This is a genomic window from Leifsonia sp. LS1 (assembly GCF_020521355.1).
Lineage (GTDB): Bacteria > Actinomycetota > Actinomycetes > Actinomycetales > Microbacteriaceae > Leifsonia.
In genome coordinates, this window is record NZ_BPER01000001.1 from 618,689 (window position 1) to 631,412 (window position 12,724).

A 12,724-nucleotide genomic window follows, 5' to 3' on the forward strand; every position below is an offset into this window, starting at 1 on the left:
CCGACGACGGGCGTTCGCCCAGGCGGGGTAGGGGAGAATGGGGGGATGAGCGTTGATCCGGAGGAGCAGGCGTCCGTCACCGAGGCGGAGGTGCGGGTGCACCGGTCGCCGCGGTACTTCCGCTTCATGCTCACCGGCGCCGTCCTGTTCGCGATCGTCGCCCTCGTCCTCACCTTCTCGTTCCCCGAGAACCCGACCTACGACCGCGGGAGCGTCTTCGGCTTCCTGCTGGCGATCGGCGTGGCCGTCGGCGTCGCGGTCGGCAGCGTCGTCTCGCTGATCGTCGACCGCTCCACCTCCCGGCGCGCGCGCAGCGTCCAGGCGGATAGAATCGACGTGCACATCCCCGTGGAGGAGCCCGAGGACGCCGAGCCCGGCGAGACCCCGCGCACCGGTGTCGAGCCCGACGGTGAACGCCCCGCCTCCCACCCCGAGAGCTGAACACACGACACACCTCGAGAAAGGGGTCCGCTGTGGCCGGAGGCGACGGTCTTCTCAGTCATGATCTGCTGCCCGGTGAGAAGGGCCCGCAGGACGCGTGCGGCGTCTTCGGCGTCTGGGCCCCCGGCGAGGAGGTCGCCAAGCTCAGCTACTTCGGCCTCTATGCGCTGCAGCACCGCGGGCAGGAGTCGGCGGGCATCGCGACGAGCGACGGCGACAAGATCCTCATCTACAAAGACATGGGCCTGGTCTCTCAGGTGTTCAACGAGAACGCGCTGAACTCGCTCCCCGGCCACATCGCCGTCGGTCACACGCGCTACTCCACGACCGGAGCCTCCAGCTGGCAGAACGCGCAGCCGACGCTCGGCCGCACGACCAGCGGCACCGTCGCGCTCGGCCACAACGGCAACCTGACCAACACCGCCGAGCTGATGCAGCTCGTCCACGAGCGCTACCCCGAGCTCGACGGCGAGCTCACCCGCGGCAACACGACCGACACGGCCGTCGTGACCGCACTGCTCACGGGCGACCTCGACCACACGCTCGAGGCCACTGCCCTGGAGGTGCTCCCGCGTCTGCGGGGCGCCTTCTGCCTCGTCTTCATGGACGAGCACACGCTCTACGCCGCCCGCGACCCGCAGGGCGTGCGCCCGCTGGTGCTCGGCCGCCTCGACCGCGGCTGGGTCGTCGCCTCCGAGACCGCAGCCCTCGACATCGTCGGCGCCAGTTTCGTGCGCGAGGTGGAGCCCGGCGAGCTCGTCGTGATCGACGAGAACGGACTGCGCACCGCGCGGTTCGCCGCCGAGAAGCGCGCCGGCTGCGTCTTCGAGTACGTCTACCTGGCCCGTCCCGACACCACGATCGCCGGTCGCGGCGTCTACGAGGCCCGGGTCGAGATGGGGCGCCAGCTCGCCCGCGAGCACGAGGTCGAGGCCGACCTCGTCATCCCGACCCCCGAGTCCGGCACACCGGCGGCGATCGGCTACGCGCAGGCGTCCGGCATCCCGTTCGGGCAGGGCCTGGTCAAGAACTCCTACGTCGGCCGCACCTTCATCCAGCCCTCGCAGACCATCCGCCAGCGCGGCATCAAGCTCAAGCTGAATCCGCTCAAGGAGGTCATCAAGGGCAAGCGCCTCGTGGTGGTCGACGACTCGATCGTGCGCGGCAACACGCAGCGCGCGCTCGTCTCGATGCTGCGGGAGGCCGGCGCGGCCGAGGTGCACGTGCGCATCTCCAGCCCGCCCATCACCTGGCCGTGCTTCTACGGCATCGACTTCGCCTCCCGTGCCGAGCTCATCGCCACCGGCCTCGGCGTCGAGGAGGTGCGCCAGTCCATCGGCGCCGACAGCCTCGGCTACCTGTCGGAGGACGGCATGATCGACGCGACCGAGCAGCCGCGCGAGCGCCTCTGCACCGCCTGCTTCACCGGCCAGTACCCGATCGAGCTCCCGGACGCGCACCACCTCGGCAAGAACCTCCTCGAGCGCACCGAGCAGGCAGCGCCCGCCGTCGCGATCGCCGAGACGGACACCGGCGCGGACGCCGCCTCCGACGGCTGCGAGCCCGGCCCGGACTCCGAGTACGAGCGCCTGCTCTCGTTCGGCGATCCGGGGCGCCAGGAGTAGCGCACCCGGGCGACCGGGGTGACCGGGGAGCCGCCGCACCCCGGGTACGATTGGCGGGTGACCGACTCCACCGCATCCTCGTCCTCCTCCTACGCCGCCGCCGGCGTCGACACGGCCGCCGGGGACCGCGCGGTCGAGCTCATGAAGACCGCCGTCGCGCGCACGCACGGTCCCGAGGTCTTCGGGGGAGTGGGCGGTTTCGCCGGGCTCTTCGACGTGTCGTTCCTGAAGGACTTCCGCCGCCCGCTGCTGGCGACCTCCACGGACGGCGTCGGCACCAAGGTCGCGATCGCCCAGGCGATCGACAAGCACGACACCATCGGGCAGGACCTCGTCGGCATGGTCGTCGACGACATCGTCGTGGTCGGTGCGCGCCCGCTGTTCATGACCGACTACATCGCGTGCGGCACGGTCGTGCCCGAGCGCATCGCCGCGATCGTCGCCGGCATCGCCGGGGCGTGCGAGGCGACCGGCACGGCGCTGGTGGGCGGCGAGACCGCCGAGCACCCGGGCCTGCTCGGCCCCGACGACTACGACGTGGCCGGAGCCGCCGTCGGCGCGGTGGAGGCCGACGAGCTGCTCGGAGCCGATCGCGTGCGCGACGGCGACGTGGTGCTCGCGCTGGAATCGTCGGGACTGCACTCCAACGGGTACTCGCTGGTGCGGCACATCCTCGCGCAGCGGAACATCGGCTTCACCGACCACTCGGAGGACTTCGGCGGCTCGGTGGGCGAGGCGCTCCTCGAGCCGACGCGCCTCTACACCTCGCCGCTGCTGCGCGTGCTCCAGGAGCCGTCGCTCCGCGGGGCCGTGCACGCGCTGAGCCATGTCACGGGCGGCGGCATCGCCGCCAATCTGGCTCGCGTGCTGCCCGTCGGCTCGTGGGTCGAGGTGGATCGTTCGACGTGGTCGCCGAGCCCGGTGTTCCGCATCCTGAGCGACCTCGCCGGAAGCACGCTCGAGTCGTCCGAGGGCACCTGGAACCTCGGCATCGGGATGTTCGCGGTCGTGGCGTCGGAGGCCGCCGACGCGGTCGCTGCGGCACTCGCCGCCGACGGGATCCCGACCTGGCGTGCGGGCACGGTCTCGACCTCCGCCCGGGACCTCGCCGGGTTCGAGCAGGGAACGAAGGGCGTCGACGGCGGCGCGGTCCGCCTGGTCGGCTCGTACGCGGGATGACCCCTCGCCCGCCCGGGAGGCGGGCCTTCCGCGCTGCCCGGCGTGCCCTGTTCTGGTCGGAGCGGCGCTTACGGGCCAGCGGATAGAGTGGCCGGGTGACCCGCTCGTCTGCCCACCTTCGCGTGGCGTGCGGAGTCGGGGTCGCCGTGCTGGCCCTCCTGCTCGGCGCGGCCCCCGCCGCTCTCGCGGAGCCCGCTGCGAGTGCGCCCGCCGCAGACGGAGCGATCGTCCCTGTCGTCGACTGCGTGCAGGATGCGCCCCTCGGCGCGGTCGTGTCGCGCACGGTCGTCCTGGGCTACCGGTCCACAGCCGATCGGCCCGTCACCATCCCCGCCGGCGGCGGCCAGAACGATCTGACCTCCGGCGCCCCCGATCGTGGGCAGCCGAGCACGTTCCTTCCCGGTGAGCACCACGGCGTCGCCCTCCTCACGATCGACGCGCAGTCCGAGCCGACGGTCGGCTGGCGGGTGCGCGATGCCGTCGCCCCCATCGATGCCGCCGCCCCGGCCTGCACGGCCGCGACCGCCGTCACGCTGAGCGCGCCCGCCACCGTGGAGCCGGGCCGGGCCGTCGTCGTCACGGCGGCCGTCACGCGCCTGCTGCTCGGACCGGCCGACGGCGGCGCGGTCGCCTTCTCCCTCGATGACGGGGACGAGACCGTCATCCCCGTCGCGGGAGGATCGGCGCGCGCGACGCTGGTGGCTCCCCCTGCGGGCGTGCACACGCTCACCGCCCGCTACGTGCCCGCGGAGGGATCCGCGCTCCGCCCGTCGTCCGCCTCGACCGCGCTCGCCAGCGCGAGCGCGGTCGGCCCGTTGACGGTCGCCGCGAACAGCGTCGTCGCGGGCAGCACCTCCGCGATCGTCGTGGTGTCCCGGGGCTCCGCCGCAGGCGAAGCCACTGTCGACTACACGACGGCCGACGGCACCGCCCGCGCCGGCCTCGACTACGCCGCCGCCTCCGGCACCGTCGTCCTGGCGGACGGCATGCGCGAGGCGACGGTGCGCATCCCGCTCCCGGCGCGTGTCGCCGGGGCGCCCGCGGTGTCGTTCTTCGTCCTCCTGCAGCGGGCCTCCACGACCGTGTCCACCGCCTCCGCCGTGGTGCTGCTCCCCGCGGTCCCGGCCGCGCCGGCGCTCGCCGTGGCCGATCAGCCCGGCGGCTCTTCCGGCGCGTCCGGCGCGCGTCCGGCCACCGGCGACCGCGGCGGCCCCGCCTCCGCCCTTCCCCTGGCGGACCCCACCGCCCGAGTCGACGGCGGTGCCGGCCAGGATCTCCTGCTCCTCATCGTCGGCGCCCTGCTCACGGCCGGAGGTATCGTCGGGGTCGTCAGCGTCATCCGCGGGATGACGATGGAGCGGGCGCGGGCCTGACGCGCCGTTCCTGTCGTTGTCCATTTGGACCGAATGTGGGGAAAGCCGCGGACATACGCGACATTTGGGCTGAATGTCCGGCCGCTTCGCGGACGGCGGCGCGTGCCGTGACATTCGTCACGTCGAGCTCCTGACACCCGCTCTGCACACCGCGACCCGCTCGGCGCGACGCTGAGAAGGTGAATCAGACACCCGCCATCCGCCTCGACGGGCTGCGCAAGTCCTTCGGCCCGCTCACCGCCGTCGACGGCGTCGACCTCACCATACGCCCCGGCGAGGTGGTCGCGCTGCTGGGCCCGAACGGGGCAGGCAAGTCGACGACCATCGACCTCGCCCTCGGCCTCGCACGGCCCAGCTCAGGAACCGCGGAGCTGTTCGGTGCCGAGCCGATCCGCGCGATCCGCGACGGACGCGTCGGCGCCATGCTGCAGGGTGGCGCGCTGTTGCCGACCCTGACCGTGGGGGAGTGCGTCGCGCTCGTCGCCTCCGCCCATCGGCAGCCCCTGAGCGTCGCCGAGGCCCTCGATCGCGCCCGCTGCACCGAGATCGCCACGCAGCGGGTCTCCAAGCTGTCCGGCGGTCAGATGCAGCGCGCCCGGTTCGCCGTCGCCGTCGTCTCCGACCCGGACCTGCTGTTCCTCGACGAGCCCACCGCCGCCATGGACGTGGAGGCACGACGCACGTTCTGGCAGTCGATGCGGGAGTTCACCGAGGAGGGCCGCACCGTCGTCTTCGCCACGCACTACCTCGACGAGGCGGACACCTATGCCGATCGCATCGTCATGCTGGCCCGCGGCCGGGTCGTCGCCGACGGCACGCCCGCCGAGGTGAAGGCGGTGGTGTCGGGTCGCCGCATCCGGGCGAATGTGGACTTCCCCTGGAGCCCCACGGTCGAGGCCGCACTCGCCGGATTGCCCGGAGTGCGCAGTGTCGAGCACCGCGCGGGGACCGTCGCGCTCGTCAGCGACGACTCCGACGCCACCCTCCGTGCGCTCCTCGCGGCGCACGACGACATCCACGACATCGAAGTGACCGCGCACACGATGGACGAGGCCTTCCTCGCCCTGACCGAGGCGCACGAGACGGACGGAGCGACGCGATGAGCATCGCCTACCTGGGGCGCGAGTCGCTCCGCCAGCTGAAGAACATGCGGTCGATGGTGTTCACCCTCGCCGTCCCGCTCGTCATGCTGATCGCCTTCGGCGGCACCTTCGGGGGCCGCGGCCAGGTGGACACGGTCACGCACCTCCCCTGGATCGTGGTCACCACCATCCAGGTCGCGGCCTACGGCGGCATGATGGCGGCGCTCTCGCAGGCGTTCGGGATCGTCACCGAGCGGTCGATCGGCTGGAACCGCCAGCTGCGGGTCACCCCGCTCTCCGGCACCGGCTACCTCGTGTCGAAGCTGGTCGCCGCCCTCGCCCTCGCGCTGGTCAGCATCGTGGTCATCATCGGTGTCTCGTTGGCGCTCTACCACCCGGTGCTCTCGGCGGGGAGCTGGATGCTTGCGGCACTCGGGATCTGGTGCGGCGTCATCCCGTTCGCCCTGCTCGGCATCCTGATCGGACAGTTCGCGAAGCCCGAGTTCGCCCAGCCGCTCTTCATGGCGGTGTTCATGGGGATGGCCGTGCTCGGTGGCCTGTGGATCCCGCTCCAGATCTTCCCCGCCTGGGTCGCGAATGTCGCGCAAGCGGTTCCCTCCTACTGGCTCAACCGCGTCGGGCAGCTCGGCGCCCTGCAGAGCGGCGACGCGCTGACCCCGGCGCTCGTGCTCACCGCGTGGACCGTCGCTCTCGGGGCGCTGATCGTCTGGCGCTACCGCCGCGACGCAGCACGCGGCTGACCGGCCGCTGATTAGGGTAGGGACGTGTTCAGCAACGAGCTCGACGCGCGGCGGCCGGTCGGCCTCGGCGCCCGGTTGGCGCACGCGGCGGCGCTGCGCTGGTACCCCGGGGCCGTGATCGGCCTCGTGTACCAGGTGTCGGTCCTGTTCGGACTCTGGGGTTCCGACGGGTCGACCGCGTCGAAGGTCGTGGCCACTCTGCTCCTCGCGCTCGTCTATGCGGGCTTCCTCGCCCTCCCGCCGCTGCTGTGGTGGGAGGGCGAGCGCACGCGGTTCGTCGCGATCGCGGCGTACTTCGCGCTGACCCTGCTGCTCGTCCCGTTCCTCGGCATCATCACCTGCTGGACCTGGGTCTTCGTCGCGTGCGTCATCGGGATGGTCGTCGCGCGCCCCGTCCTGTCGACCGCTCTGATCGTGGGGCTCGGGCTCCTGCAGCTGGTGGTCTTCCTGATCGCGGGCGGGTTCGACGATTACTGGTACATCGCCCTCATCACGGTGTCGATCGGCGTCATGATGAGCGCCTTCGCCCGCCAGATCCACGCGCTGCGCCGGCTGCGGGCCGCCCAGGGCGAGATCGCGCGGCTGGCGGTGGTCGAGGAGCGCTCGCGCTTCTCCCGCGACATGCACGACGTGCTCGGCCACTCGCTCACGGTCGTGACCGTGAAGTCGGAGCTCGCGCGCCGACTCGTCCCGGTGGACCCGGCGCGCGCGGAGGCGGAGCTCGCGGACATCGAGCGCCTCGCCCGCTCGGCGCTCGCCGACCTGCGCGCCGCCGTCGCCGGCTACCGAGAGATGAGCATCTCCACCGAGCTCGCCGCCGTGCAGGCGAGCCTCGCCGCCGCGGACATCACCGCGCACCTGCCACGCAACGGCGAGGAGGTGGCGCCTGACCTGCGCGAGCTCTTCGGCTGGGTGCTGCGGGAAGGGATCACCAACGTCATCCGGCACTCCGGATCCCGCAACTGCTGGGTCACCGTCGGGCCGGAGACGCTCGCCATCGAGGACGACGGGCAAGGCCCCGCGCCCGTCGGGTCGGCGCCGGCGGCCGCCGCCGTCCGCGGATCCGGCCTCGCCGGTCTGTCCGAGCGGGCGCGCGACGCGGGCGCTGTGCTGGAGATCTCCGCGGGCACCCGCGGGGGCACCCTGCTGACCGTCCGGAGGACCGCATGACCATCCGCCTCTTGCTCGCCGACGACCAGGCGCTCGTGCGGGGCGCGCTCGCCGCGCTGCTCGACCTCGAAGCCGACCTGCAGGTGGTCGCGCAGGTCGGCCGTGGCGACGAGGTCGTCGAGGCTGCGCTCGCATCCGCGGCCGACGTCGCCCTGCTCGACGTCGAGATGCCCGGTCTCGATGGCATCCAGGTCGCCGCAGCGCTCCGCGTGACGGTGCCGGAGTGCCGGTCGCTCATCGTCACGACCTTCGGGCGCCCCGGCTATCTGCGGCGGGCGATGGAGGCCGGCGCGTCCGGCTTCATCGTCAAGGACACGCCGTCGGGTCAGCTCGCCGACGCGGTGCGCCGAGTCGCGTCCGGCCTGCGCGTGGTCGACCCGACGCTCGCTGCCGAGTCGCTCGCCTCCGGAGTCTCTCCGCTGACCGCACGGGAGGCGGAGGTGCTGGCGCTCGCGGGCGACGGAGGGACGATCGCCGACATCGCTGGACGGCTCCACCTCAGCGAGGGAACGGTGCGCAATCACCTGTCGAGCGCGATCGGCAAGACCGCCGCGCGCAATCGTTCGGACGCGGTGCTCATCGCCACCCGCCAGGGGTGGCTGTAGGCGCCGAGCCCCGGCCGCCGCGACGTCGGCGGAAAGCTCTGTCCAGCGTGGTCGTTCTGGTGCACCGAGTTGGGATACCAAAGTGGTGTACCATCCTGGTATCCCAATTCTGTTGGGGGTCGATGCCTGGCCCGACGAGCTCTGTCATCGCCCGCCACCGCCCGCGTCCCGCGAGACCTCGAGTAGGAGGACCACGAATGACAGCCATGACGCTGATCGACAAAGTCTGGAACGAGCACGTCCTCCACCAGGCGGAGGGCGACCTGCTCTATGTCGACATGCATCTCATCCACGAAGTGACCTCACCGCAGCCGTTCGAGGGGCTCCGGCAGGCCGGGCGACGGGTTCGCCGCCCCGACCTCACGGTGGGCACGGCCGACCACGACGTTCCCACCAGCGGCCTCGATCTGCCCCTGGCGGACGCGCTCGCCGCCGAGCAACTGCGGCTCCAGCGTGAGAACTGTGCCGAGTTCGGCGTGGAACTGCACCCGATGGGATCGGCGGGGCAGGGAATCGTGCACGTGATCGGTCCCGAGATGGGTCTGACCCAACCGGGCATGACGATCGTGTGCGGGGACAGCCACACGGCGACCCACGGAGCCTTCGGGGCCATCGCCTTCGGCATCGGCACGAGCCAGGTCGAACACGTGCTCGCAACCCAGACGGTCCGCGTCGACCGGCCGAAGACGATGTCGGTGACGCTGGTGGGCGCACCCCACGCGGACGCCACCGCCAAGGACCTGGCCCTGCCGATCATCGCCCGGATCGGCCATGGCGGGGCGACCGGTCATCTGATCGAGTTCCGGGGCGACCCCGTGACCGCGCTGACCATGGAGGGGAGGATGACACTCTGCAACATGGCCATCGAGGCCGGCGCACGCTCCGGCCTGGTCGCACCCGACGAGACCACGTTCGCGTATCTGAAGGGCCGCGACCGGTCCCCGCGCGGAGAGCTGTGGGAGCAGGCGGTCGCCTACTGGCGCTCCGTGCGGACGGATGACGGAGCGGCATTCGACCGAGAGGTCGTCGTCGACGTGACCGGCGTCGGTCCGATGGTCAGCTGGGGCACCAACCCGGGACAGTCCGTCTCCGTCGGTGGCGCGATCCCCTCCGAGTTCCCCGACGCGCAGCAGCGCGCCGCTGCGGAATCGGCGCTGGCCTACATGGGCCTGCGACCGGGGCAGGCGATCTCCGACATCCCGATCCACACCGTCTTCATCGGCTCCTGTACCAACGGCAGGATCGACGACCTGAGATCGGCGGCCCGAATCGTCGACGGGCGCTCGATCGCCGAGAGCATCCGTGCGATCGTCGTCCCCGGTTCCGCGCAGACCAAACGGAGGGCCGAAGAGGAAGGTCTCGACCGGATCTTCCTCGACGCAGGCTTCGAATGGAGATCCCCGGGCTGCTCGATGTGTGTCGGGATGAACGGCGACACCGTTCCGACCGGGATGCACTCCGCCTCGACCTCCAACCGCAACTTCGAGTCACGGCAGGGGCCCGGCGCCCGCACCCATCTCGTCTCCCCCGAGACCGCGGCCGCCACGGCCATCGCCGGGCACCTCACCACGCCGAGCACCCTGTCACCCATCGGAACGCACTAGGAGCCGCGACGATGCACCCCGTCACCACCGTCACCGGGACAGCCGTCGTGCTGCGCCGTGAGAACATCGACACCGACCAGATCATCCCCGCACCGTGGATGAAACGGATCCACCGCGACGGCTATGGGCCAGGGCTCTTCCAGAACTGGCGAAAGGATCCCGACTTCCCCCTCAACGACCCCGCCCGCGCCGGCGCCAGCATCCTCGTCGCCGGGCCCAACTTCGGCTGCGGTTCCTCGCGTCAACACGCCGTCTGGGCGCTCCGCGATGGTGGTTTCCGAGCGGTGATCAGTTCACGCATCGCCGACATCCACCGCACGAACCTTCCGCAAGAAGGGCTCGTCCCCGTCGAAGTCGAGCCCGACGTCCTCGATCGGATCATGGATGCGGTGGAGGCCGACGCGGCAGCGCCCGTGCGCATCGATGTCGTCACGCGAACTGTGACCTGCGAACCAGCCGGCATCAGAGACGCCCCGTTCCGCCTCGATGACGCACCGCACCACAACCTCGTGAACGGACTGGACCCGATCGCCGTCACGCTCACGCTCGACGACATCATCCGCCGCCATGAGACCCGCAGGCACGCCTGGCTGCCCGCCGGACGCCCAGAACGATCACCGCGACAAGGAGACCATCGATGACCTGGGAACGCACCCGCCCACCGCACCCCTACGACTTCATGCCGAGGCGACCGGAGTTCACGGTCACCACCACCGCGGGGCGCGACGGCGACCCCATGCCGCTCCCGCAGAAGGCCGCGGGGATCGGCGGTGCCGACTCCAGCCCGGCTCTGACCTGGCGTGGCGCCCCGCCGGAAACGCAGTCCTTCGCCATCAGCTGCTTCGACATCGACGCGCCGACCCCGTCTGGGGTCTGGCACTGGATCGTGACCGACATCCCTGCAGAGACGGATGCGCTGCCCGAGAATGCCGCCGCCCTCCCCGACCTCGGCGTGGGAGCTCGCACGCTGCGGAACGACCTCGGCAGCGAGACCTACGACGGCGCCGCGCCCCCGGAGGGAGATCACCCTCATCGCTACCTCTTCACCGTCCACGCTCTCGCCGTGCCGCGACTCGAGATCCCTCCGAGCGCTTCGGCCGCGGTCGCGACGTTCATCATCGGCGCGAACACGATCGCACGGGCACACACCACGCTCGTCGCATAGCTCACGCCGGGGGCGCGCCACTCGGCGGAGCGGGCGCCCTCACGCGCCCGCTCGCTGTGTCGCCGTGTCGACTACGTGCTCGACCCGGGGAGTTCGCGAAGCTGCGGCGTCCGCCGCGTCATCGGCAGGTGATCCGGGCATGCGCCCGCGGGTGGAGCCGCTGTTGCCCGGTCGTTGCCGGCCCGCACAGCAGGCGTTGCCGTCATGCACGGCAGCGCAGGGGATCGATCAAGCGCGCTTCGGCGTCTCGGTCTCTTCGTCCTCGTATTCGTCGCCGGCGTCTTCCGGCTCGTAGTCGGCCCACGCGGCGTACTGGTCGTCCTCGTGGTGTGAATGTCCGGTCAGCTCGCGCTCGAGAGCGTCGTAGTTGACAGTCGGGCTGAACGACTTCAACTCACGTGCGATCTTGGTGTGCTTTGCCTTCTGACGGCCGCGCCCCATGCGTGACCCCCTTTTGGTCCCAGCCCGGGGGCTGGGCTCCCGGGGATCCGAACAGAAACAATAAAAACTAGCATCGAGTTTAGCATGCGGGACCTCCGGGACCCGGAGTATGCGCACAGCGCGACATGATGGGATGGCAGTGTGACCACGACCAGGACCGAGACCCAGGTGGTCATCATCGGTGCCGGCCAGGCGGGCCTTGCAGTGGCCTACTATCTCCGCCGTTTCGAGCTGGTTCCCGGTGAGGATTTCGTGATCTTCGACCGCGGCCCCCACACCGGCGGAGCGTGGCAGCACCGCTGGGACGCGCTCAAGCTCGGCAGCGCCCATCACGTCAACGACCTTCCCGGTATGGCCGAGATCGGGCTCAGTTTCGAGACCGCCGACCGCTCCCTGCCTGCGAAGGACATCGTCGCCGGCTACTACCGCCGCTATGAGGAGCATTTCGGCCTGCGGGTGCAGCGGCCGGTCGCGGTCGCGAGCGTCTTCGATCGCGGTGCCGACCTGGTCGTCGCGCATTCCGTGGGGGAGACGGCGACCCGGGTCGTGGTGAACGCCTCTGGGACCTGGGGCGCGCCGTTCGTCCCGTGGTACCCCGGGATGAACACATTCTCAGGACGGCATGTGCATACGTCCGGCTATGTGTCGGCCGACGAGTTCGCCGGCCAATCGGTCGTCGTCGTCGGCGGAGGCACCAGCGCCATCGGCTTCCTCCTCGAGCTGGAGGGCGTCGCGGCCGACCTGGCCTGGGCGACCCGACGTCCGGTCGACTTCCGGGACGAGTCGGAGCTCACCATCGAGGGAGGGGTGGCCGCCGTGCAGCAGCAGGATGCCGCCGCACGGGCCGGCGCGGCCCTCCCGAGCATCGTCAGCGGCACCGGGGTGCCGCGCACGCGCCGCATCGCCGCCGGCATCGACCGCGGCCTGCTGGTGGAGCGGCCGATGTTCAGCGCCATCGAGGCCGACGGTGTCCGCTGGCCGGACGGCACGTTCACCAGAGCCGATGCGATCATCTGGGCAACGGGCTTCCGTCCGGAGCTGCGGCATCTTGCGCCGCTCAAGCTCCGCGAGAAGGCGGGGGGCCTCACGGTCGCCTCAGGCGCTTCCTGGCAGGACAGCCGCATATTCCTCGCCGGCTATGGCCCGCAGGCGAGCACGATCGGCGCCAACCGTGCCGGCCGCGTCATCGCCCGCCAGATCATGGCCCAGCTCTAGCCCAGCCCGCCCAGCCCTAGCCCAGCCCGCCGAAGTTCACGTCGTTGCGCCCATTCGCGCGAA

The 12,724-nt window shown here is 71.3% G+C and carries 13 protein-coding genes; 12 read left to right on the plus strand and 1 reads right to left on the minus strand.

Features of this window, described 5'->3' with window-relative positions; genetic code table 11:
• Positions 1-45: 45 nt before the first annotated feature.
• From LLS1_RS02985 to LLS1_RS03035, 11 genes are all read left to right on the plus strand, one after another.
• Positions 46-441 (plus strand): hypothetical protein, encoded by a 396-nt coding sequence (locus tag LLS1_RS02985; protein WP_226653534.1) that lies wholly within the window; start codon positions 46-48, stop codon positions 439-441.
• Between the two features lie 32 nt (positions 442-473).
• The gene (gene purF, locus LLS1_RS02990; RefSeq protein ID WP_223358241.1) at positions 474-2,066 is read left to right on the plus strand and encodes an amidophosphoribosyltransferase; all 1,593 of its coding nucleotides are present in this window, start codon (positions 474-476) and stop codon (positions 2,064-2,066) included.
• Positions 2,067-2,123: 57 nt separating this feature from the next.
• Entirely contained in the window at positions 2,124-3,245 is a 1,122-nt protein-coding gene (gene purM / locus LLS1_RS02995; protein WP_223358240.1) for a phosphoribosylformylglycinamidine cyclo-ligase, read from the plus strand.
• Positions 3,246-3,340: 95 nt separating this feature from the next.
• On the plus strand, positions 3,341-4,618 hold the full coding sequence (locus LLS1_RS03000; RefSeq protein WP_226653535.1) for a Calx-beta domain-containing protein: 1,278 nt from the start codon (positions 3,341-3,343) through the stop codon (positions 4,616-4,618).
• Positions 4,619-4,797: 179 nt separating this feature from the next.
• Positions 4,798-5,721, plus strand: a complete 924-nt coding sequence (locus tag LLS1_RS03005) for an ABC transporter ATP-binding protein (RefSeq protein ID WP_226653536.1) — start codon at positions 4,798-4,800, stop codon at positions 5,719-5,721.
• Entirely contained in the window at positions 5,718-6,461 is a 744-nt protein-coding gene (locus LLS1_RS03010) for an ABC transporter permease (protein ID WP_223358236.1), read from the plus strand. Before LLS1_RS03005 ends, LLS1_RS03010 begins: the two co-directional genes overlap by 4 nt.
• Positions 6,462-6,485: 24 nt before the next feature.
• Positions 6,486-7,631 carry a sensor histidine kinase gene (locus tag LLS1_RS03015; RefSeq protein ID WP_226653537.1) on the plus strand — a complete coding sequence of 382 codons (1,146 nt, stop codon included), beginning with the start codon at positions 6,486-6,488 and terminating at the stop codon, positions 7,629-7,631.
• Positions 7,628-8,236: a response regulator transcription factor gene (locus LLS1_RS03020; RefSeq protein WP_226653538.1), complete on the plus strand. Its 609-nt coding sequence runs from the start codon at positions 7,628-7,630 to the stop codon at positions 8,234-8,236. The genes LLS1_RS03015 and LLS1_RS03020 overlap by 4 nt, the downstream gene beginning before the upstream one ends.
• Before the next feature lie 197 nt (positions 8,237-8,433).
• Entirely contained in the window at positions 8,434-9,840 is a 1,407-nt protein-coding gene (leuC, locus tag LLS1_RS03025; protein WP_226653539.1) for a 3-isopropylmalate dehydratase large subunit, read from the plus strand.
• A gap of 11 nt (positions 9,841-9,851) precedes the next feature.
• Complete coding sequence (gene leuD / locus LLS1_RS03030; protein ID WP_226653540.1) at positions 9,852-10,481, plus strand: 3-isopropylmalate dehydratase small subunit; 630 nt, start codon at positions 9,852-9,854, stop codon at positions 10,479-10,481.
• Complete coding sequence (locus LLS1_RS03035; RefSeq protein WP_226653541.1) at positions 10,478-11,005, plus strand: YbhB/YbcL family Raf kinase inhibitor-like protein; 528 nt, start codon at positions 10,478-10,480, stop codon at positions 11,003-11,005. The genes leuD and LLS1_RS03035 overlap by 4 nt, the downstream gene beginning before the upstream one ends.
• Positions 11,006-11,233: 228 nt before the next feature.
• Here the strand turns inward: LLS1_RS03035 and LLS1_RS03040 are convergent, their stop codons facing one another.
• Positions 11,234-11,446, minus strand: coding sequence for a DUF3073 domain-containing protein (locus LLS1_RS03040; RefSeq protein ID WP_223358230.1), 213 nt, complete (start codon positions 11,444-11,446; stop codon positions 11,234-11,236).
• 141 nt (positions 11,447-11,587) lie between these two features.
• Here LLS1_RS03040 and LLS1_RS03045 point away from each other — a divergent pair, with 141 nt between their 5' ends.
• Positions 11,588-12,661, plus strand: coding sequence for an NAD(P)-binding domain-containing protein (locus LLS1_RS03045; protein ID WP_226653542.1), 1,074 nt, complete (start codon positions 11,588-11,590; stop codon positions 12,659-12,661).
• Positions 12,662-12,724 lie beyond the last annotated feature (63 nt).